Here is a 20,036-nt window from a genome sequence, read left to right on the forward strand (position 1 = left end):
TGATTACTGGCCGTTATAGAGGGTGGTTATCCACTTCTCTTCAGTAATAAAATTCCATGCCCAGGCTTGCCATTGGGCTCCTAAACCTTGCTCTACGAGGGTTTCTAGACTGACCCCTTGGGCTTTTTTCTGGGCTACATACTGCGAAGTCTGTTGTATCATAGTCAATGCGGCTTGATAGTCTTGTTTGTTAGCCAACTCTCCGTGACCCGGAATGATCTTTGTTTCATCGTCAGTCAACTCGATTAACTTAGTCACGTTCGCAATGTAACCTTTCACCGTTCCGCCGCCTGCTAAATCAATATAAGGAAAGTGTCCTTGAAAGAACAAATCTCCAGCGTGCAATACGTTTGCCTTCTCAAATCGCACGACACTATCGCTGTCTGTGTGGCCAGCGGGTAAATACATAACGCGGATGGTATCGTCATTAAAATGAAAGGACAGCCCTTGCTCGTAGGTCACAACGGGTAACGCTTCATGTTCGTGATCGTCGTTTGCTTCTAAGCGTTTACGAACATTGTCATGGGCAAATATAGTGGTGTTATGTACCTCTTTAAAATAGGCATTTGAACCGGTATGGTCACCATGATAGTGCGTATTAATCACGTATTTCATCGGTTGTTTAGCGATATCGCCAATCGCAGAAGCAATTTTTTCGGCAAGCGGGGCAAATTGATCATCAATGATCAAAATACCGTCATCGCCTGCTGATACACCTATATTCCCCCCAGCACCTGTGAGCATATAGGTTGAGCCGCTGACGGCTTGCGTGCTGATCTTCACGTCATCAAATTTATCATCTGCAGCATTGACTCCTGCGGAGCCAAATATCGATAATGTCGCAAGCGCTAAAGCGACCCTGTTTACTTTCATTTTGATCATCATGTTTCCCGCTGTTATTTATTGTTTATACATGAACGAGGCTAGTCGTCTTCAGTTCACTTGATTAGTATGCAACGGTAATTAATTGCCTAGGAATTTAAACCGCGGCACAGATTGACCATCAACCACAACAGATTCAATAAACATGGACAGAGGGCGTACCCACAAACCGCGCTCTCCATACATGGGCCGATAGACCACCAACTCTGATTCATCTTCTGAATGTTTAGCCACACCTACGACTTCATATTCATTGCCTTTGTAATGACGATATTTTCCTATTTCAATATGCATATTTAACCTTAGTGGAAAAACTCAGTTGATTAAGTATACCCTTGCATCGGACGCGGTGTAATAAAGATAAAAGACCCTAGCTTATGATTTGGAACTAAGATGACAAAAAAGTTGAAGGGGAATATTAACTTAACCAAGATGCTCGAAATCAAACACCAGTTGCTGTATATCAGCACTATTAGGCAAGCCTACTGACAAACCGACTAGACGTATCCCTCTACTGCCACGGCGCTCTAACGCTTCGCTCAAAAGTGCTTTAAAATAATCTCTATTTAATATGCTTTGCCTGTGTTCTACAGTCGTTTGTTGGAAGTCATTAAACTTTAATTTCACGCCCTGACTTTGAATCGCAAGTTGAGGACTCACTTTTTCCAATCGAGCCAGCAACATGGGGTATAAACTCTCTAACATGTCCATGCATTGCTCATCTGTGGTGATGTCTTGAGCTAAAGTACGCTCGACTCCTACAGACTTGCGTTTACGGCTGATACTTAACTCACGCTCATCTATACCGTGGCTTCGGTCCCAAATAACGGGTCCGAATTTTCCGAAAGATTTAACAAAGGTATCCAGTGGGTAATCTCGCACATCTTGGCAAGTGAACAGCCCCATATTATTCAGCTTTTGCAGTGTCACTTTCCCCACTCCCGGTATTTTACCTAGGGGCAGTTTCTTTACGAAATCATCTTGCGTGTCTGGTGTGATAACACAAATCCCATTGGGCTTATTCTCATCACTGGCAATTTTTGCGACGAACTTACAAGGCGCCACCCCAGCCGAAGCGGTAAGCTGAGTCTCCTCGAATATGGCGCGCCTAATATCTTGTGCAATAAGAGTCGCACTGCCAGAAAATAAATCGCTGTCTGACACATCTAAGTAGGCTTCATCGAGGGAAAGCGGTTCAATTTTATCCGTGTATCGGAGGAATATTTTGCGGATTTGCTGTGATATTTCGCTATAGAGAGCCATGCGACCAGGAACGAGTACCAAGTCAGGGCAGAGTTTGCGGGCGTACGCTGTCGCCATTGCAGAACGAACGCCATATTTACGGGCAATATAATTACAAGTTGAGATAACACCACGGCTATCTGCACTTCCGCCGATAGCCAGCGGCACTACGCGATACTGAGGATTATCACGCATTTCGACTGCCGCATAGTAACAGTCCATATCGATGTGTATGATCTTACGCATCTCACAAACAACTGTATTTAAAAACAGTTATTTTGCGTTATTATTCGCCAGAGTCAATGTAAATATCACTGGCGAACCATTAACACCCAAATACGCTTACAGTATTTGGTTCTGCTTCCATTCATTGAGCTTCACTTGGCGAGCTTCTTCACGCTCTAAACGTGCTTTTTTACGATCACATGGTTCAGGGCAATCACAGGCTTTATCAATGCCCAAAGCCCCCAAGCCACCGCAACTGCCAGCAATCGCTTTACGCTGAACGATGAAACCTAAAGACATGGCTACCGCCACCACTAAAAAAAACACAAACGCTAAAATAAATGTACTCAAAATATCACCTCTAATCAGTTATTTTTGATTGATGTAAGGTTCGAATTGCGGCGTAGTATACTCTTTAAACTCGCCATTTTCTCGCGTGATCATCAATACCGCTAAATCATTATGTAACGCTACGTTAAGGGCTTCATCCTTCCCCATGACGATTAAAGCCGTGGCCAAACCATCCGCTGTCATCGAAGAAGGATGCACCACAGTGACGGCGACCAAATTGTGGATAATAGGTGCGCCTGTGCGTGGATCGATTAAGTGTGAATAACGCACACCATCTTCTTCAAAGTAGTTACGGTAATCACCCGACGTAGCAATAGCATTCGTGCCGATAGATATAATTTCTTGTACCGCCCGCTCCATTGATACAGGTTTCTCAACGGCTATGCGCCATGGTGTGCCGCTGGCTTTATTACCCGCCACACGCATTTCACCGCCTATTTCCACTAGGTAATCATGGATATCATTAGCATCAAGTAGCTCAGCTACAACATCAACACCGTAACCCTTCGCGATAGTAGACAGGTCCACGTATAAATCACTTTCAGTTTTTTGCGCGCCATTGTCCAATAAATGCAGCTTTGCCAAACCGGTACGAGCTTTCACTTGGGTGACAACTTGTGCTGAAGGACGCTTTTCAGGTTTCGCGTCTGGTCCAAAGCCCCAGAGGTTAACTAAAGGACCCACAGTTACATCTAACACCCCATGGCTTAATGTGCCTAAACGCTTGGCTTCTCGCAACACAGTGAGCGTTTCTGGCGATAAAGGGAACGGCTCATTGCTGTTCCATTGGTTAAAGCGTGACAACTCTGATTCAGGGTCATAAGTCGACATCAATTTATTTACCTTAACCAATGCAGCATCAATATTGTCGTGCAATTGTTGCTCGTCTACATTGTCTGTATTCACAAACTTAACGTTATAGGTTGTGCCCATGGTATGACCCGTCAAATGGGTTTCGATGGGCGCCTGAGTACAACTAACAATAATCAATAAAAAGACGACAAAACTGATAAGTCTTGTCATGGTAACTTCATTCGTATTCATGGGATTACCTAAATAAAAAAGGGACCGAAGTCCCTTATTTACATATCTTGTCAACTCGGTTTAGATCACTATCTAAAGCAACTCAATTAGCCACCGAAGTCATCAAGCATGATGTTTTCATCTTCAACACCTAAGTCTTTCAGCATACTGATAACAGCAGCATTCATCATAGGAGGACCACACATGTAAAACTCACAATCTTCTGGAGCTGGGTGCTCTTTCAAGTAGTTTTGCAACAATACTTGGTGAATGAAACCTGTCATACCTTCCCAGTTATCTTCTGGTTGGGGATCAGACAAAGCAACATGCCACTTAAAGTTTTCATTTTCAGACTGCAACATATCGAAATCTTCTACATAGAACATTTCACGTAACGAACGAGCGCCGTACCAGAAAGAAATTTTACGATCCGTTTTAAGACGTCGAAGTTGATCAAAGATATGCGAGCGCATTGGTGCCATACCAGCCCCACCACCGATAAAGACCATCTCAGCTTCTGTTTTCTTAGCGAAGAATTCACCAAAAGGTCCAGAAATCGTCGCTTTATCGCCTTCTTTTAAGCTCCATATGTACGAAGACATCTTACCTGCAGGTAAAGACAAGTTGTTCGGCGGCGGCGAAGCCACGCGCACGTTCAACATGATAATACCTTCTTCTTCCGGGTAGTTAGCCATGGAATAGGCACGAATAGTTTCGTCGTCCACTTTTGACTCAATATCAAAGAAACCGAAGCGTTCCCAGTCACCACGATATTCTTCAGGTACATCGAAGTCTTTGTATTTTACATGATGCGCTGGTGCTTCAATTTGAATATAACCGCCGGCACGGAAAGGTACACTTTCACCATTGGGAATTTTAAGCTTAAGCTCTTTAATGAAGGTCGCTTTGTTATCGTTAGAAATAACTTCACAATCCCATTTTTTGATCCCGAAAATTTCTTCCGGAAGCTCAATATCCATGTCTTGTTTAATAGAAACCTGACATGACAAACGGCAACCTTCTTTCGCTTCACGTTTACTGATGTGATCAAGCTCGGTCGGTAAGATTTCACCACCGCCGGCTTTAATGTCAACACGACACTGACCACATGAGCCACCACCACCACAAGCTGATGATACGAAAATGCCTGAATTTGCTAAGGCTCCTAACAACTTGTCACCTGGTTGAGCAGTAATTGCTTTGTCCGGGTCGCCATTAATAGAAATGGTCACTTCGCCTTCTGGCACTAACTTGGATTTGGCAAACATAATGATCAAAACCAAAGCTAGAACGATGGCAATAAACATACCTACGCCAAGATAAATGTCTAACATCTAAATACTCCTATTCGGTTTCGATTAAATTGATACGCCGGAAAATGACTGGAAGCCCAATGCCATTAATCCTGCAATCATAAATACGGAACCTAAACCACGCACGCCTTCAGGCATATCTGCATACTTAAGTTTCTCACGCACTGCCGCCAGCAATGTAATCGCCAAGGCCCAACCTGCACCACTACCCGCACCGTAGAAAATACTTTCGGTGAAGGTGTAATCACGTTGAATGGCAAAAGCAACGCCGCCAAAAATCGCACAGTTAACGGTGATCAAAGGTAAGAAAATACCTAACGCGTTATACAGCGCAGGGAAGAACTTATCTAAGGTCATTTCAAGAATTTGAACCAAAGCAGCAATGACACCGATAAAGGTCAAAAAGCTTAAGAAGCTTAAATCGGTATCAGGGAAACCAGCCCAGCCAAGTGCACCTGGGGCAAGAATATTGGCATAAACAAGTTGGTTAACCGGTACAGAAATCGTTAATACCACGATAACCGCAACACCTAGACCCATAGCCGTTTTCACTTTCTTTGATACCGCCAAGAAAGTACACATACCTAGGAAGTAGAACAACGCCATGTTCTCTAGGAAGATAGAACGAATAAATAAACTAATATAATGTTCCATGAAATTACTCCTTAGGCTCTACTTGTTCAGGTTTAATCGTTCTGATGAACCAAATTAAACCACCGATTAAGAAGAACGAGCTGAAAGGTAAAATCAATAGACCATTACCTTGATACCAACCGCCATTTTGGATAAGAGGCAGAATTTCGAAACCAAGAATAGTACCGAAACCAAATAACTCTTTAATTGTACCAATCACAATCAATACAAATGAGTAGCCTAAACCGTTACCAATCCCGTCAAGGAAGCTGATAAAAGGTGGGCTCTTCATAGCGAAGGCTTCCGCTCGGCCCATTACGATACAGTTGGTGATAATCAAACCAACAAATACCGAGAGCTGTTTGGATATCTCGTAAGAATAAGCCTTAAGGATTTGATCCACCACGATTACCAATGACGCGATAATCGTCATCTGTACGATAATACGTACTGAAGATGGTATTTGTGAACGGATCATAGAGATAAACAAGTTAGAGAATGCCGTTACCGCGGTAAGAGCAAGTGACATTACTAATGCCGTTTCTAACTTGGTGGTTACTGCCAACGCTGAACATACGCCCAGGATTTGCAGTGCAATTGGGTTATTGTCTAGGATTGGCCCAAACAATACCTTCTTCATTTCTTTAGTATCAGCCATTATCTAGTCTCTCACGATTTCCATGGTTGGTTTTTAAGGTAAGGGCCAAAGCCATTCTCACCCAGCCAATAATCAAGTGTATTTTGCACGCCGTTACTGGTTAGCGTCGCACCTGACAAAGCATCCACTTCATAAGGGTCATTAGCTTTCGCTCCCTTAGTCACGTCGATAGCCACTTCGCCATTCTTATACAATTTCTTACCGTCCCACTTTGCTTTCCATTCAGGATTCTGAACTTCACCGCCAAGACCAGGAGTTTCTTTTTGATCGTAATAAACCAGCTCACGAACGGTGTTACCGTCAGAGTCAACAGCTAACATGGCATACATTAAGTTCCATAAACCACTGCCGTTAATAGGTAACACAATACGCGTCACTTCACCGGCTGGGTTGGAAATTAAATATACACTTGCTACGTTAGGGCGACGTAAAATACCTGCAGTATCAGGCACAGGCTTGATACTTTCATCCGGATTACGTGCTGCTTTATACATATCGTAACCAGCGTCTTTCTCAACATACTGGCCCGTCGCCAAATCTACGAACTTCTCTTGTACGCGATCTGCGTATGTAGCCGCGATTTGAGCTTTGCTTTGACCAGCTTCAAGTAAACCAGCTGATTCTAAGATATTGGTTTGCTTATCTAGCTTAGCGTTTGCTTCTTGCTGAGAGCGAAGACTTACGGCCGCCGTTGATACGATAACCGAGCAAACTAAACACACGGCGATAACAACGCCGACCGTTTTGCCTAAAGTTTCTTTTTTAGCCGACACGTGCCATCCTCCGTTTAATATTGCTTTGAGCGACGAAATAATCGAATAGTGGAGCCCATAAATTCGCAAACAAGATTGCCAACATCATACCTTCGGGGAAAGCAGGGTTTAGCACGCGAATCAAAACACACATCAAGCCAATTAAGAAACCGTAAGCCCATTTTGCGCTATTAGTGAACGATGCCGATACAGGATCTGTCGCCATAAAGAACATACCAAAGGCAAATCCCCCAGTAACCACATGCCAGTACCAAGGCATAGCAAACATTGCGTTAGTATCACTGCCAATGACGTTAAGCAAGGTACTGAATACCGCGCCGCCTAGCAAAACACCTAACACGATACGCCATGAAGCAATACGCATATAAATAATGAAGAGCCCACCTAACAAGATGGCTAGGGTCGATACTTCACCGACAGAGCCTTGAATGTTACCGAAGAAAGCATCCCACCAATCAGCGTTTAAGCTCCAATCGCTCACGTTACCCGCAGCAGCTTGACTTAACCAAGTTGCGCCAGAGAAACCGTCAGCCGCAGTCCAGATTGCGTCACCTGAAATTTGCGCAGGGTAAGCGAAGTACAAGAATGCTCGACCAGAAAGAGCCGGGTTCAGGAAGTTACGTCCAGTACCACCAAAGACTTCTTTGGCAATAACGACACCGAAGGTAATACCTAGTGCCACTTGCCATAAAGGAATAGTCGCAGGTAAGGTCAATGCAAACAGAACAGAGGTTACGAAGAAACCTTCATTCACTTCGTGCTTACGCACTGAAGCAAAGAGTACTTCCCAAAAACCACCGACAATGAATGTCACGGCGTAAATAGGTATGAAGAAACATGCCCCATAAAGGAACATAGCCAATCCGCCTGTAGACTCAAGACCAATTTGGCCACCTAATGCAGTAAACAAGGTTGCTTGCCACATATCAGGCATCGATGCGCCTGCGTTAAGAATAACGCTATGCGCCTGTTGGCCTATGTTGTACATACCGTAGAACATAGCTGGGAACGTTGCGGCCCAAACCAAAATCATAATACGTTTTAAATCAATACTGTCACGTACGTGCGTACCGGTTTTATTAACTTTGCCTGGGGTATAAAAAATAGTCGCTGCTGCTTCATAAAGCGCATACCATTTTTCGTATTTACCGCCTGCTTCAAAGTTAGGTTCAATTTTCTCTAAATATGCTTTTAAACCCATGAGTTAACCCTCTTTCTCAATCTTGTCTAGACTCTCGCGCAAGATCGGCCCGTAGTTATATTTACCAGGGCAAACATAGGTACAAAGCGCTAAATCTTCTTCGTCTAACTCCAAACAACCTAATGTTTGAGCGCTATCGGTGTCACCAGAAATCAAATCACGCAACAACAAGGTTGGTAAAATGTCTAACGGCATAACACGCTCGTAGTTACCAATTGGCACCATAGAACGATCTGAACCATTAGTGGTTGTGGTCATGCTGAACAATTTCTTTGGACTAAAGTGCGCTAGGTAGGCACGTGTCACTGAGTGCTGATTAGCACCTGGCTTGATCCAACCTAGGAATTCTTTTTCACGGCCTTCATTAATAAGCGAAACTTGCACATGATAACGGCCAAGATAGCCGTGAACACCATGAGCATTGTTCCCTTGTAAAACAGACCCTGAAATAGCACGTACTTCGCCATCAGTCGCTTCACCTGAGATGATCTCACTCATATTGGCACCGAGTACCGTTTTAATAAGACGAGGATTTTTAACCGCTGGACCTGCTAACGAAACAACGCGCTCGTTGTTAAGGGTGCCAGTGGTAAATAATGCACCGATAGCAATCACATCTTGATAGCCAACATGCCAAACCTTTTTGCCAACACCAACCGTATCCAAATGATGAATATGGGTGCCGACTAAGCCAGCAGGGTGAGGACCATCAAATTCGTTTACATCAACTTTGACGTCGCCCACGGCAACATTTGCACCCGGCGCTTTGCTAACAAACACTTTACCTTCGGTCAAACACGAAACAACGCGTAAACCATTGATAAAATCAGCACTGCGTTGAGCGATAATGACCGCTGGGTCGCCAGCAAGTGGATTAGTATCCATTGCGTTAACGAAAATTGAATGAGGCTTGCTATCCAATGCAGGGATTTTGCTATAAGGGCGTGTACGCAAGGCGGTCCATAATCCAGATTCAACCAAATTATGTTGCACTTTGTCAGCCGCTATAGATGACAGCTCGGATTCGGCGTATTTGTCGAAAACCACTGCGTCATCGCCTTCCACCTGAATAACCACGGATTGCAAAACACGTTTTGCCCCACGGTTAACTTCGACGACAGTACCAGAAGCAGGAGCAGTAAATTTCACGCCCAGATTCTTTTTGTCTTCGAACAGCATCTGGCCGCTCTGAACTTTATCACCAACCTGCACATGCATAGTTGGACGCATACCAATGTACTCTTCACCTAACACAGCAACCTTAGTAATCGCTGGGCCGTCATGAATTTGTTGTTCTGGCGCTCCCGAAATCGGAAGATCTAACCCTTTCTTGATTTTAATCATACGCAATAGCACTACTCTAAAGTCAATACACATCACGGTTAGCCTTTGAGCTACATGCCATCAATCAACATGACTTGCTGACAAAAAACCTATTCGTGATGAGTATTATTGATGTTATTTTGTAAATGTAATCGCCTAACTAAACCCGTGACTTTGTCACTTCATAATTTTTAATCAGCCGCAGTATTTTTTCGTATTCGTTAGAAGAAATTAAACAGACATGAACTTTCCACTTAATCTAACTCCGGAATTTTAACATTATCCGAACCTGTTCTGCCATGCCAAATGTGCCTAAGCACAATTTTTTTAGTGTATTTTATCGACATTATCCGCATCTTGTCCCAAGAGAGGATAAAAGCAACAATTCATTTACATTCAGCGCCGCAGTGCATGCGAATAGCTCTTATTTGCATCTATTCCTTGGATACAAAAAACCGCCTACTAAAGGCGGTTTCTTAACGGGTAAAGCGAGCAGGAAAATTATTTCCAGTCGGCTAACGTATTTTGCTCTGTGTCGTAATCCACACCTTCAATATCAAAACCAAAGAGTTTCAAAAACTCATGGTGATAACCGGCATAATCACTTAGCTCATGGAAATTTTCTTGAGTAACCTGATCCCACAAGACCTTTATTTTTGCCTGTGTATCATCGTTGGTTTCTTTTCCGTCCATGCGTAAACGACCCATTTCATCCAATTCAGGGGATTCTGCGAACAGACGTTGTGTAAATAAGCCTTTAATTTGCTCAATACAACCTTCATGCGTGCCTTCCTCCTTCATCACTTTATAAATAAGTGAAATATATAAGGGCATAACTGGAATCGCAGAACTCGCCTGGGTGACCAATGCTTTTAATGAAGAAACATAGGCTTCAACGTGTTTAGCCTTGTTTTTACTAACGATGGCCGCTGCCGCGCGATCGAGATCTTCTTTCGCTTTACCTATCGTTGCCTGACCATAAATAGGCCACGTGAGCACTTTACCAATATAGGTATAGGCAGTCGTTTTACAGCCATCGGCGAGTAAATCTGCATCTGCCAAGGCTGCTAACCACAGTTCCCAATCCTCGCCACCCATGACTTTGATGGTTTGTGCAATTTCATCATCATTTGCAGGCTCGAGAGAAATATCATGGATACGATCTTTATCCGTATCATACGTTTTAGTGGTATACGCCTGCCCCACTGGCTTTAACGTAGATTTATAAACTTCGCCTGTTTCAGGATCTGTTCGTCTTGGTGATGCCAAACTGTAAATCACCAAATCAACCTGTCCCATTTCACGCTTAATGGTTTCAATAGCTTGGGCTTTAATTTCATTGGAAAATGCGTCGCCATTAATCGTCTCGGCAAACAAGCCTTTAGCCTTAGCTTGTTTATGAAACGCGGCAGTATTATACCAGCCAGCGGTTGCCGTTTTACGTTCGCTTGGCGCCTTTTCAAAACACACACCTAACGTATTCGCCCCATACCCAAAGGCAGAAACGATGCGTGATGCTAAGCCGTAGCCCGTTGATGAACCAATCACCAGCACGTTTTTAGGGCCTACACCTAAATCACCGTGAGACGTTACATATTCAATTTGCTGCGCAACACTTGCGGCACAACCGTCAGGGTGAGCATTTGTACAAATAAAGCCACGGATCTTTGGCTTGATAACCATATTCATTTTTTCCTATAAAAAAAGCGATGTACATTGTAATTGCCCACAGCAATTAAACAACTCTGAGCAGATCGTTTGGCACCTTAGTTCCATTATTTATTTTTTAAAACAAGCCATACAGCGTGAATGACCCCAGGCAATACACCGCACAAGGTTAACAATATATTGAGAAAAAAGTGAGCGCTGAGACCAACTTGCAACAATGCACCAAGTGGTGGGAAAAAAATAGCTAGCAGTAAATTTAGTGGATTAACCTTCTGCATTTTTATGGACCTCATAATGGTTTGTCGGGTACCGCAGGGTGCCCATACATCTATTATCCGTCATTTTTGTGGCATACACCCGAAACTATAACTTAGACCCCCCCATACAATTAGGCGAATCTGGAGATTGTTCTTGCAGTTTAGTCCACTCTTGCTCTGTGTAAGTATGGATAGCTAACGCGTGAATATGATTTGCGAGCTCATCCGCTAACACTGCATTCACTGCGCGATGACGGCCAATTAAACGCTTGGTGGCAAATTCATCACTGACAATAACCACTTTAAAGTGGCTTTCAGAACCTTCAGGTACGTTGTGCATGAAACTCTCGTTACTCACATCCAAATGTGAAGGCGAAAAGCCAGCCTGTAATTTCTGTTCGATTATTTGTTGTACAGTCATATTTTTTCCTAATTCATTTTTTTCAATTAAGGGTACCTAAAACCGTTTAGCCTTGTGGGTTTGGCGACACTAACCGAAAGGTTAGGTTAATCCGCTGTGCAAGCGACTTTTTGGTCTTCGCTAAGCTATGTAGCCAGAATTCTTGAGATCTGCCAGCCATAATCAGCAAACTACCATGCTCTAAGGGTAACCTATGTCGCTCCCCGCTTACCCGATGCTTTAAATCAAAATTACGTACCTGTCCCAGACTTAAGGACGCGATTAACGGATAGCGACCCAATTCTGGCTCGTCATCACTGTGCCAAGCCATACTGTCTTGTCCATCTCGATAACAATTAGCCAGCACCGAATTAAAACGTGTTTTGCTCACAGTTTCACAGCGTACTCGCAACTCAGCCAACTCCTCACTCCATGGATAGGGCTGCAAATTAAGTCCTGAGTACTGATAAAGTGCATCGGCGTCACCATACCAAGCTTGTAAACGCGGGATTTTAACCTGTTTACCGTACATTTTGATATGATCCTGCCGCCAAGCTAAAGAAGTAAGCAAACGCGCAGAATAATAGTCTGCTTCTTGACTAGACAAAAAGTGGCGGAAATAACGAAAATCGCCGCCTGGTAAAGGTAAAATCTCAGGTTCGGTCGACACTGCCGAAGGGAATAAACTAGATTGTTGCAAGCTAACACCAATATATTAAGAATTTAATGAAAACTGAACTCACGCTTTTAGACCATACATATCAATTATTGCGTTATCCAGTCGAAAATCAACATGTCAGTTGGCAAGCATGGGACGCCGCGGACGAATATTTGATTGAATACGTAGAACAAAATACGGCAGCACGACTGAAGCTGAATATATCCATATATAACGACGACTTTGGTGCCCTAGGTGTATGGTTTTCTGCTTATTCACCGCTATGGATAAGTGACTCCTATGTTGCTCATAAAGCACTAACGCTGAACCTTGAACGTAATAATATCAGCAATGACAAGATTAAGATGCGCAACAGTTTGCATCAGCCTGATGTGAAACTGGATCTGGTGCTCATTAAACTTCCCAAGACGTTAGCCTTGTTAGAACAGCAACTGATTGATTTACAAAAGTGCATTACGCCACAAACAAAAATCATTGCATCAGGCAAGGCTAATGCCATTCAAAAGTCTACATTAGCGTTATTTGAAAAGCACTTAGGTATGACTACGACTTCTCTGGCGAAGAAAAAAGCGCGTCTAATATTCTGCCAATATGATGGGCTAAAAAGTAGTATTAGCCCCTACCCGACAAAATGGAAAACAGACAATCCTCAATTCACTATGCATAACCTTGCTAATGTATTTTCACGACAGCAATTAGACATAGGTGCCCGCGTGTTATTGGATAATTTACCTGACGCTAACCATAAATGCGTGGTCGATTTAGGCTGCGGAAATGGCGTATTAGGACTGCATGTTCTCCATCAATCTCCAGAGGCACACCTAGTTTTTGTTGATGAGTCTTTTATGGCGATTGCCTCAACAAAACTCAATATTGAGCAAAATATGCCGGATAAACTGGCGCAATGTGAATTTATCGTAAGCAACTGTTTAGATGAATATGGTCAAGCTAATCTAGATAATGACTCGAATGACAAGCACGTCGACATAGTACTGTGTAATCCCCCTTTTCATCAACAAAACACCATAACGGATCATATTGCCCTACAAATGTTCCGCGACAGCAAACGTATTCTCAAGCATGGCGGTGAACTACGAGTCGTTGGCAATCGACATTTAGATTATCCGCAAACGATTAAACGACTATTCGGTCATTACAAGGTACTTGCAAGTGATCGAAAATTCAGTATTTTATCCGCTATCAAGAAGTAGTCAGGAGCTTATAATGTTACGTGCCTTATTTATTAGTATTTTTCTTATTAGTGCCCCAGTATTGGCGAAACAAAAAGATGACGGCAGCCAAATTCAAGCCGATAACTTTTACCCCAGAGTGAAAATAGTCACCTCGATGGGTGACGTTACCCTTGAGTTAGACCGCTCCCGTGCGCCGATTGCCGTTAACAACTTCCTACGTTATGTAGACAAACGTAGTTATGAAGACACTATATTCCATCGAGTAGTGGCTGATTTTATTGTACAGGGAGGCGGGTATGATGTGGATTTCGCGGAAAAACCGTCCTTCCCAGATATCATTAACGAATCAGGTAATGGCTTAAAAAACGAAATGTATACCGTGGCCATGGCACGTCAGAAAGATCCTCATTCGTCAAATCGTCAGTTCTTTTTTAATATGAATGACAACGTCAGTTTGGATCCGGGCCGTGACTGGGGATATACGGTGTTCGGTTACGTTGTTGAAGGTACAGAAGTACTTGATGCGATATCACAAGTAGAAACAGACTACGATACGACGTGGGGCTGGGCAGATGTACCCGTAGAACCGGTTATCATTAAGCGCGTCAGCGTATTACCGCCCGTTTAATCGCTCATAATATTTTGCTAAATAAGTTGCTGGCTTCCGTTTGTTCACTTAACGATATTTTTCGCTCAAACTCGAAGCCAAGCTTTTTAAGCAACGCCATTGAAGGCTCGTTATCCAAAGCAGTTAGCGCAGCAACTTTGCTTAATCCGAGTATATTTTTCGCATAAGTCAACATTGCGTCACCGGCTTCAAATGCTATTCCTTGGCGATAAAACTCGGTGCAATAAGCAAAACCAAGATCCGGCACTGTTAGCATCGTTCGCTGTAACAATCCACAGATCCCCACTGGGACCTTATCTTCCTTTCGTTCAACCAAGTATAGACCGAAGCCATGGGCTCTAATCATGCTAAGCGGCCCCGAGTAAATATAATTTTTCGCGTCGTCCAGGGTGTGCACACCGCGATCCCCAATATATTGCAACCAACCAGGCTCATTTAACAAACGTAGAATAAACTCTGCGTCCGCATCGTTTAACAATCTAAAACGCAATCTAGCGGTTTGTATACCAGAAAAATGAAGGGACACGTTAAATACTGGCCGTAAAGAGTTGCAAATAAGCTGCCATGACAACCAACAACAACAAGACATAGTGCAATGCCACTGTGGGTCTCAATGCAGATTTTCCGTATTCCGCCACAAGTCCCAAAATGCCTGGGCGTGTTGCTGCCCATTGCAGATTAAATTGCATCGGGGATACATCTTGTTGGGGAAAGGAACCGTCACTTGAGAATGTTGCTTCAAGGATCAATAAACGCGCTTCAATACGCCCTTGAAAGGTTTTCCAAACCGCCTCTTGCAGCCAAAAAACAGCGATAATTGCGGCGACTAACAAACTAGACGCATGCAACAACAGCATAAAAGCGACAACACTAATGCAGACGAGTTTAATGGCACAAGCCAGTTTTTCGTAGCTATCATACTGATTTTGAAGCGTGATCCATTCTTGTTCTTGCGCACTAAGGGCTGACGGCATGGGTAATCTTACGTGGTAAAAAACACTGCTTATGTTAGGTACTTACTTAACGAGAATCAAATTCTCTATTTTGCTGTTTCTGACCCAACATCATAACCGAAAAAGGCCACCTGATTTTTGCCACGCTTTTTAGAGGTATACATCATTCTATCGGCTTGCTGCATGAAATCCCCCAAAGATTGGCCCACATATTGTGCATAGCCGATGCTAACCGTGACTTTATGGCTTGCTCTAGCAAAATTATGCTGGTTGATTGAATCACAAATTCGATTTGCAATATCCTTTGATTGCTCGGTACCGGCTTCCACTAATAATATGACAAACTCATCACCACCGTATCGGCAAACAATATCCTCAGAACGCATCTGTTGATTAACTAACGCCGCTATCTCTATTAATACTTCATCCCCAACTAAGTGTCCGTCACTATCGTTTATCTTTTTAAAGTCATCCACATCGACAATCAACAAGCTAAGAGGATGGTGATAACGCAAGCTACGCGCCGTTTCCATTTCCAGTTTATTGGTGAAATAACGTCTGTTATTTAATTTTGTCAGCGGATCTTGCACCGCTAATTCTTCTAATAAACGGTTTTTTTCATGCAGCTCTTGCAGAACTTCAAATTGGGTTACCCGGGAACGTTCAGCTAATCGAGCAATAAACAGGGCAATAAGCATAGTGGTAAAACAGGTCAAAATGGGTGAAGAAGCCTCTCCAATAGGCAACATAAACAACAAACCAGCACTGACAAACAGCCAACAAAATAATAATAATATAAACAAAAATGGTAAGTGCCCCTGCACTAACATAGCAATCACCATCATGCCCATGATAAAAGGCACGGGTCCATGCCCTTGAATGCTGGTATAAATTGACAGCACGGTTGCCATGAAAGCTAAAAAAGCCGGATATAACAACTCCAGCAAGGTCACGTGCCAAGAAACCTTAGACGCAGCGCGGGCAGAAGGTAGAAGTAAAAAATTAAGGAATGCATAGATGACATTGCTTAAATACACCACCAAATAAGGCAGCATTGGTTCGCTAAATGCTCCGGTGCCTAAGCGCAGATGATGCAGTAAATGCACACCAAAGCCAATTAACGCCACAATAGAAAAATACCAGACTAAGGTTAAATTATTTTCAATTGAGGCTTGTTGATAAGCTAAAGCTTGGTGTGAGGGGGGTCTTGGTACTATCTGCATGCGAATTCGATTCTACGTCTATACGGCTTCCTTTAAATAACTATAGTCGAAATATGTCGTTTACAACTAGGTGAAGGCCACAAAAATTATGCATTGTGGTAATTAAATGCAATGACTTCTCTGATTTCAATTTTATTAAGCGCCAGCATCACCAATCTATCGATACCTACGGCCACACCTGCGCAATCAGGCAACCCCGCGTCAAGGGCAGCTAAAAACAATTCATCAGTGGTAATGTGCGGCAAACCGCTGGCGCGGCGCTGGGCATTGTCAGCATCAAACCTTTGCCGCTGCTCGGCCACATTGCTCAGTTCATGAAAGCCATTGGCCAACTCAATTCCTTTGTAATACAGCTCGAAGCGCTCAGCCACACGCGCATCATTTACCTTTATTTTCGCTAACGCGGCCTGACTAGCGGGAAATTCATAAATAAAGCACGGACGTTCATTGGCAATGAACGGCTCGACTTCATGACTGAATAGCAACTGTAGGATCGTATCCTTGTCTTGCTCGTCTCGACAAATGTGTTCATAGCCTAATTCACAACCTCGTTTTTGTAGTTCACCTAACGATGCGCTTAATGGATCTATTGACAGATGCGACAAACACGCTTGCTGATAGCTCATTCGCTCCGCCGGCTGACAGCCGATTACCTGTTTAACTAACGCATCGACTTCATCCATTAATTTCACATGATCGAAACCAGGTCGGTACCATTCCAACATGGTAAATTCTGGATTATGGTGTTTACCTGCCTCTTCATTACGAAATGCCTTCGCCATTTGATAAATCGCCCCACTGCCCGCACATAACAACCGTTTCATTGCGTACTCAGGTGACGTTTGTAGATAAAAGGTTCTTTGCTCAGGCGACATAGGATCACTAAATTGAGTATCGAAGACACGCATGTGCACGTCACTCACAGTCGCGTTGCTCAAGCTCGGCGTTTCTACTTCTAGCACGTTGCGTTGTGCAAAAAACTGTCTAATAACGGCGATAATACCCGCGCGCTGACGCAAAGATTGGATATCAGCCGTAGGCTGCCAAGCTACTTTTGAGGCATACTTCATTGATGATCCCTAGACTACAGACATAAAAAAGGCCTACAGTAATGCAGGCCTTCAACAAATTTATATTATTTACTTCTGAGCGCGAGAGGCATATTCACCGCTGCGTGTATCGACTTTAACTACTTCGCCTGTTTGCACGAACAAAGGCACGCGAACAACCGCACCTGTGCTCAATGTGGCTGGTTTGCCGCCAGTACCTGCGGTATCACCTTTCAGGCCAGGGTCTGTTTCAGTAATTTCTAATTCAACAAAGTTAGGAGGGCTAACCACAATCGGTGTACCATTCCACAATGTAATGGTGCAGCTATCGTTTTCGACTAGCCATTTAACGTTATCGCCAACAGCTTTTTCGTCTGCGGCGATTTGCTCAAACGACTCATTATTCATAAAATGCCAGAATTCACCGTCGGTATATAAATATGACAGCTCGACATCCATGACATCTGCACCTTCGAAAGACTCACCTGATTTAAAGGTTTTCTCTAGGCTTTTACCCGAGATAAGTTTTTTTAACTTAACGCGGTTAAAGGCTTGGCCTTTACCAGGTTTAACATATTCGTTTTCAAGAATGTTGCAAGGTTCGCCGTCGAGCATAATTTTAACGCCCGCTTTAAACTCATTAGTGCTGATATTAGCCATGCTTCCTCGTAATCAATTAACTGTGTAGAGTATCTAGTTGACACAAATAATACCTAAAAAACTCATTGCTGTAGAGAATAACTGGCAAAAAGTCCTTTCAAGTGCGTTTTCAGATCCTCTTGAGCTGTTAACTTACTTAAAGTTAGACCCTCAGTTATTTAAAGACGATATCGCTGCACGGCGCTTATTTCCTATGCGTGTACCGTTACCTTTTGCCGCACGCATGAAAAAAGGGGATGCAAACGACGCCCTTTTCCGTCAAGTATTTCCCAGTAAAAAAGAATTTTTACACGACCCGAATTATTTGCTTGATCCGTTAAAAGAGCAAGATAATGACAAACCTGGTGTACTACACAAGTACCAAAGTCGCGTATTGTTGCTCGTTAGAGGCGGCTGTGCCATCAATTGCCGCTACTGTTTTCGTCGTCATTTCCCCTACGCAGACAACCATTTAAATAAACACGAGTGGCAAGAAACCTTAAATTACATACGAAACGATACAAATATAAACGAGGTCATCTACTCAGGCGGCGACCCATTAATGGCGAAAGACGACTTTCTCGCCTGGTTAACGGAAGAAATTTCCCTCATTCCTCACGTCAAACGAATTCGGATCCACACTCGCTTGCCTGTGGTTATACCATCACGCATCACGCCCCAGCTAATTGAGTGGTTCACCCAAACTCGGCTAAAACCCGTTATGGTGTTGCATATTAATCATGGGCAAGAAATTGATCAGTCGCTGCGCGACGTGTTGAAGCAACTTACAAACGCTGGGGTAACGCTATTAAATCAAGGTGTATTACTCAAAGACATAAATGACCATGCAGACATACAAGTGGCGTTAAGTGAAACATTATTCGAAGCGGGCGTATTACCCTATTATTTACATGTGATGGACAAAGTACAAGGCGCCCAACATTTCGACTTAGACGATAAGATAGCCAAAACAATAATGGCTGAAATGATAAGACGTTTACCGGGTTTCTTGGTACCGAAACTCGTGCGTGAGATAGGCGGCCAACCCGGTAAAACGCCAATTGATTTAAATCTTCATCCCTAATTAGGCGAACGTGTTGACCACGGAACCTAAATTTGGACTTGATGAAGATGATGGTACGTCAGCTGCTGACTCCAGCAGCTGAAGCGTCGCTTGTCCATCTCGTTCCTGCTGGGATTTAGCCATCTGTAACGATTTGATCTCAAGCGTCGCACCGGATGATCCAGAGGCAGCGCCTCCTTGAATTTCCATACCAGAACCCCTATTGCTTGTAGCAAAGTTGAAAAGCAGGCAGAATCGCCCGCTCTTCGCTATTATCGACCGTTACGCGCAAATCTTTAACCTTTCAACTGATTAAGTATGAACTATGCAAACAATTATTGAAAAACTGACCGAACACGCCCAACTCATATACCGCAAATCAATTGATGCGGATGATATTATTGCCAAACTACAAAGCTCTGGAAAAGGCAAGTTCCAAGCTATTTTCCCCGAGGATTCTGGCTTTACTGCCACTGGACGTTTCTTCAAACCCTACGTGGAAGAACTCGCCCAAGATATCGCTAATTTGAGTCAACTGGACACAGAGCAGCAAAAACAAGCCTTGCCCAGCGTGGTAAAGAAAATCGAGTTATTGCTCACGACTCTCAATCAGTTTCAATTCAGCGTTAAAGACTAGTGCCCACGTTAGGCACAGGTTTA

General features: G+C 43.4%; 25 protein-coding genes. 4 read left to right on the forward strand and 21 right to left on the reverse strand.

The window, feature by feature from the left end:
- Positions 1-3: 3 nt before the first annotated feature.
- The 15 genes from GPLA_RS07545 to GPLA_RS07615 all read right to left on the reverse strand — a co-directional run bounded on the left by GPLA_RS07545 (position 4) and on the right by GPLA_RS07615 (position 12,649).
- Positions 4-882 carry an MBL fold metallo-hydrolase gene (locus tag GPLA_RS07545; protein ID WP_007104272.1) on the reverse strand — a complete coding sequence of 293 codons (879 nt, stop codon included), beginning with the start codon at positions 880-882 and terminating at the stop codon, positions 4-6.
- A gap of 81 nt (positions 883-963) precedes the next feature.
- Complete coding sequence (locus GPLA_RS07550; RefSeq protein WP_007104273.1) at positions 964-1,176, reverse strand: DUF1653 domain-containing protein; 213 nt, start codon at positions 1,174-1,176, stop codon at positions 964-966.
- 129 nt (positions 1,177-1,305) lie between these two features.
- On the reverse strand, positions 1,306-2,370 hold the full coding sequence (gene dinB, locus GPLA_RS07555) for a DNA polymerase IV (RefSeq protein ID WP_083882018.1): 1,065 nt from the start codon (positions 2,368-2,370) through the stop codon (positions 1,306-1,308).
- A 96-nt stretch (positions 2,371-2,466) separates the two neighbouring features.
- Entirely contained in the window at positions 2,467-2,700 is a 234-nt protein-coding gene (gene nqrM / locus GPLA_RS07560; protein ID WP_007104275.1) for a (Na+)-NQR maturation NqrM, read from the reverse strand.
- Positions 2,701-2,718: 18 nt separating this feature from the next.
- Entirely contained in the window at positions 2,719-3,744 is a 1,026-nt protein-coding gene (locus GPLA_RS07565; protein ID WP_007104276.1) for an FAD:protein FMN transferase, read from the reverse strand.
- Positions 3,745-3,830: 86 nt separating this feature from the next.
- Complete coding sequence (gene nqrF / locus GPLA_RS07570) at positions 3,831-5,057, reverse strand: NADH:ubiquinone reductase (Na(+)-transporting) subunit F (protein ID WP_007104277.1); 1,227 nt, start codon at positions 5,055-5,057, stop codon at positions 3,831-3,833.
- A gap of 24 nt (positions 5,058-5,081) precedes the next feature.
- Positions 5,082-5,690 (reverse strand): NADH:ubiquinone reductase (Na(+)-transporting) subunit E, encoded by a 609-nt coding sequence (nqrE, locus tag GPLA_RS07575; protein ID WP_007104278.1) that lies wholly within the window; start codon positions 5,688-5,690, stop codon positions 5,082-5,084.
- Between the two features lie 4 nt (positions 5,691-5,694).
- Entirely contained in the window at positions 5,695-6,327 is a 633-nt protein-coding gene (locus GPLA_RS07580) for an NADH:ubiquinone reductase (Na(+)-transporting) subunit D (RefSeq protein WP_006992653.1), read from the reverse strand.
- Positions 6,328-6,338: 11 nt separating this feature from the next.
- Entirely contained in the window at positions 6,339-7,100 is a 762-nt protein-coding gene (locus tag GPLA_RS07585) for a Na(+)-translocating NADH-quinone reductase subunit C (protein WP_007104279.1), read from the reverse strand.
- Complete coding sequence (locus GPLA_RS07590) at positions 7,090-8,301, reverse strand: NADH:ubiquinone reductase (Na(+)-transporting) subunit B (RefSeq protein ID WP_007104280.1); 1,212 nt, start codon at positions 8,299-8,301, stop codon at positions 7,090-7,092. Before GPLA_RS07590 ends, GPLA_RS07585 begins: the two co-directional genes overlap by 11 nt.
- A gap of 3 nt (positions 8,302-8,304) precedes the next feature.
- On the reverse strand, positions 8,305-9,645 hold the full coding sequence (locus GPLA_RS07595) for a Na(+)-translocating NADH-quinone reductase subunit A (protein WP_007104281.1): 1,341 nt from the start codon (positions 9,643-9,645) through the stop codon (positions 8,305-8,307).
- Positions 9,646-10,125: 480 nt separating this feature from the next.
- Entirely contained in the window at positions 10,126-11,307 is a 1,182-nt protein-coding gene (gene fabV, locus GPLA_RS07600; RefSeq protein WP_007104282.1) for an enoyl-ACP reductase FabV, read from the reverse strand.
- A gap of 92 nt (positions 11,308-11,399) precedes the next feature.
- Positions 11,400-11,570, reverse strand: a complete 171-nt coding sequence (locus GPLA_RS23155) for a YqaE/Pmp3 family membrane protein (protein WP_007104283.1) — start codon at positions 11,568-11,570, stop codon at positions 11,400-11,402.
- 85 nt (positions 11,571-11,655) lie between these two features.
- On the reverse strand, positions 11,656-11,970 hold the full coding sequence (gene bolA, locus GPLA_RS07610; RefSeq protein ID WP_007104284.1) for a transcriptional regulator BolA: 315 nt from the start codon (positions 11,968-11,970) through the stop codon (positions 11,656-11,658).
- A gap of 46 nt (positions 11,971-12,016) precedes the next feature.
- A complete protein-coding gene (locus GPLA_RS07615) occupies positions 12,017-12,649 on the reverse strand; it encodes an alpha-ketoglutarate-dependent dioxygenase AlkB family protein (protein ID WP_007104285.1) in 633 nt (210 codons plus the stop codon).
- Between the two features lie 26 nt (positions 12,650-12,675).
- Between GPLA_RS07615 and GPLA_RS07620 the strand changes: the two genes are divergently transcribed.
- Entirely contained in the window at positions 12,676-13,839 is a 1,164-nt protein-coding gene (locus GPLA_RS07620; RefSeq protein ID WP_007104286.1) for a methyltransferase, read from the forward strand.
- A gap of 13 nt (positions 13,840-13,852) precedes the next feature.
- Entirely contained in the window at positions 13,853-14,449 is a 597-nt protein-coding gene (locus tag GPLA_RS07625) for a peptidylprolyl isomerase (protein ID WP_007104287.1), read from the forward strand.
- A 4-nt stretch (positions 14,450-14,453) separates the two neighbouring features.
- On the opposite strand, the gene GPLA_RS07630 is transcribed toward GPLA_RS07625, so the two are convergent.
- The 5 genes from GPLA_RS07630 to efp form a co-directional block, all read right to left on the reverse strand.
- Positions 14,454-14,975, reverse strand: a complete 522-nt coding sequence (locus tag GPLA_RS07630) for a GNAT family N-acetyltransferase (protein ID WP_040514164.1) — start codon at positions 14,973-14,975, stop codon at positions 14,454-14,456.
- A gap of 1 nt (position 14,976) precedes the next feature.
- Entirely contained in the window at positions 14,977-15,423 is a 447-nt protein-coding gene (locus GPLA_RS07635) for a hypothetical protein (RefSeq protein WP_007104289.1), read from the reverse strand.
- A gap of 65 nt (positions 15,424-15,488) precedes the next feature.
- Positions 15,489-16,625, reverse strand: coding sequence for a GGDEF domain-containing protein (locus tag GPLA_RS07640; protein ID WP_007104290.1), 1,137 nt, complete (start codon positions 16,623-16,625; stop codon positions 15,489-15,491).
- A gap of 86 nt (positions 16,626-16,711) precedes the next feature.
- Positions 16,712-17,695 carry an elongation factor P--(R)-beta-lysine ligase gene (epmA, locus tag GPLA_RS07645; RefSeq protein WP_007104291.1) on the reverse strand — a complete coding sequence of 328 codons (984 nt, stop codon included), beginning with the start codon at positions 17,693-17,695 and terminating at the stop codon, positions 16,712-16,714.
- A gap of 69 nt (positions 17,696-17,764) precedes the next feature.
- Positions 17,765-18,334: an elongation factor P gene (gene efp, locus GPLA_RS07650; RefSeq protein WP_007104292.1), complete on the reverse strand. Its 570-nt coding sequence runs from the start codon at positions 18,332-18,334 to the stop codon at positions 17,765-17,767.
- A gap of 37 nt (positions 18,335-18,371) precedes the next feature.
- Here efp and epmB point away from each other — a divergent pair, with 37 nt between their 5' ends.
- Positions 18,372-19,397 carry an EF-P beta-lysylation protein EpmB gene (gene epmB / locus GPLA_RS07655; protein WP_007104293.1) on the forward strand — a complete coding sequence of 342 codons (1,026 nt, stop codon included), beginning with the start codon at positions 18,372-18,374 and terminating at the stop codon, positions 19,395-19,397.
- On the opposite strand, the gene GPLA_RS07660 is transcribed toward epmB, so the two are convergent.
- A complete protein-coding gene (locus GPLA_RS07660) occupies positions 19,398-19,586 on the reverse strand; it encodes a hypothetical protein (RefSeq protein ID WP_007104294.1) in 189 nt (62 codons plus the stop codon).
- A 115-nt stretch (positions 19,587-19,701) separates the two neighbouring features.
- On the opposite strand from GPLA_RS07660, the gene GPLA_RS07665 reads away from it, so the two are divergent.
- Positions 19,702-20,013, forward strand: coding sequence for a hypothetical protein (locus GPLA_RS07665; protein WP_007104295.1), 312 nt, complete (start codon positions 19,702-19,704; stop codon positions 20,011-20,013).
- Positions 20,014-20,036 lie beyond the last annotated feature (23 nt).

Origin of the sequence: Paraglaciecola polaris LMG 21857, from assembly GCF_000315055.1 — a bacterium.
In the GTDB taxonomy this organism is placed as follows: domain Bacteria; phylum Pseudomonadota; class Gammaproteobacteria; order Enterobacterales; family Alteromonadaceae; genus Paraglaciecola; species Paraglaciecola polaris.

Excerpts from the sequence above, each read along its gene's own strand:
- GPLA_RS07625 (WP_007104287.1), top strand. The coding sequence starts at position 13,853 with ATGTTACGTGCCTTATTTATTAGTATTTTTCTTATTAGTGCCCCAGTA.
- nqrE (WP_007104278.1), bottom strand. The coding sequence starts at position 5,690 with ATGGAACATTATATTAGTTTATTTATTCGTTCTATCTTCCTAGAGAAC.
- GPLA_RS07565 (WP_007104276.1), bottom strand. The coding sequence starts at position 3,744 with ATGAATACGAATGAAGTTACCATGACAAGACTTATCAGTTTTGTCGTC.
- GPLA_RS07665 (WP_007104295.1), top strand. The coding sequence starts at position 19,702 with ATGCAAACAATTATTGAAAAACTGACCGAACACGCCCAACTCATATAC.
- GPLA_RS23155 (WP_007104283.1), bottom strand. The coding sequence starts at position 11,570 with ATGCAGAAGGTTAATCCACTAAATTTACTGCTAGCTATTTTTTTCCCA.
- GPLA_RS07580 (WP_006992653.1), bottom strand. The coding sequence starts at position 6,327 with ATGGCTGATACTAAAGAAATGAAGAAGGTATTGTTTGGGCCAATCCTA.
- dinB (WP_083882018.1), bottom strand. The coding sequence starts at position 2,370 with ATGCGTAAGATCATACACATCGATATGGACTGTTACTATGCGGCAGTC.
- GPLA_RS07620 (WP_007104286.1), top strand. The coding sequence starts at position 12,676 with ATGAAAACTGAACTCACGCTTTTAGACCATACATATCAATTATTGCGT.
- GPLA_RS07595 (WP_007104281.1), bottom strand. The coding sequence starts at position 9,645 with ATGATTAAAATCAAGAAAGGGTTAGATCTTCCGATTTCGGGAGCGCCA.
- bolA (WP_007104284.1), bottom strand. The coding sequence starts at position 11,970 with ATGACTGTACAACAAATAATCGAACAGAAATTACAGGCTGGCTTTTCG.
- fabV (WP_007104282.1), bottom strand. The coding sequence starts at position 11,307 with ATGGTTATCAAGCCAAAGATCCGTGGCTTTATTTGTACAAATGCTCAC.
- GPLA_RS07660 (WP_007104294.1), bottom strand. The coding sequence starts at position 19,586 with ATGGAAATTCAAGGAGGCGCTGCCTCTGGATCATCCGGTGCGACGCTT.
- nqrF (WP_007104277.1), bottom strand. The coding sequence starts at position 5,057 with ATGTTAGACATTTATCTTGGCGTAGGTATGTTTATTGCCATCGTTCTA.
- efp (WP_007104292.1), bottom strand. The coding sequence starts at position 18,334 with ATGGCTAATATCAGCACTAATGAGTTTAAAGCGGGCGTTAAAATTATG.
- GPLA_RS07635 (WP_007104289.1), bottom strand. The coding sequence starts at position 15,423 with ATGCCGTCAGCCCTTAGTGCGCAAGAACAAGAATGGATCACGCTTCAA.
- GPLA_RS07640 (WP_007104290.1), bottom strand. The coding sequence starts at position 16,625 with ATGCAGATAGTACCAAGACCCCCCTCACACCAAGCTTTAGCTTATCAA.
- GPLA_RS07590 (WP_007104280.1), bottom strand. The coding sequence starts at position 8,301 with ATGGGTTTAAAAGCATATTTAGAGAAAATTGAACCTAACTTTGAAGCA.
- epmA (WP_007104291.1), bottom strand. The coding sequence starts at position 17,695 with ATGAAGTATGCCTCAAAAGTAGCTTGGCAGCCTACGGCTGATATCCAA.
- GPLA_RS07545 (WP_007104272.1), bottom strand. The coding sequence starts at position 882 with ATGATCAAAATGAAAGTAAACAGGGTCGCTTTAGCGCTTGCGACATTA.
- GPLA_RS07550 (WP_007104273.1), bottom strand. The coding sequence starts at position 1,176 with ATGCATATTGAAATAGGAAAATATCGTCATTACAAAGGCAATGAATAT.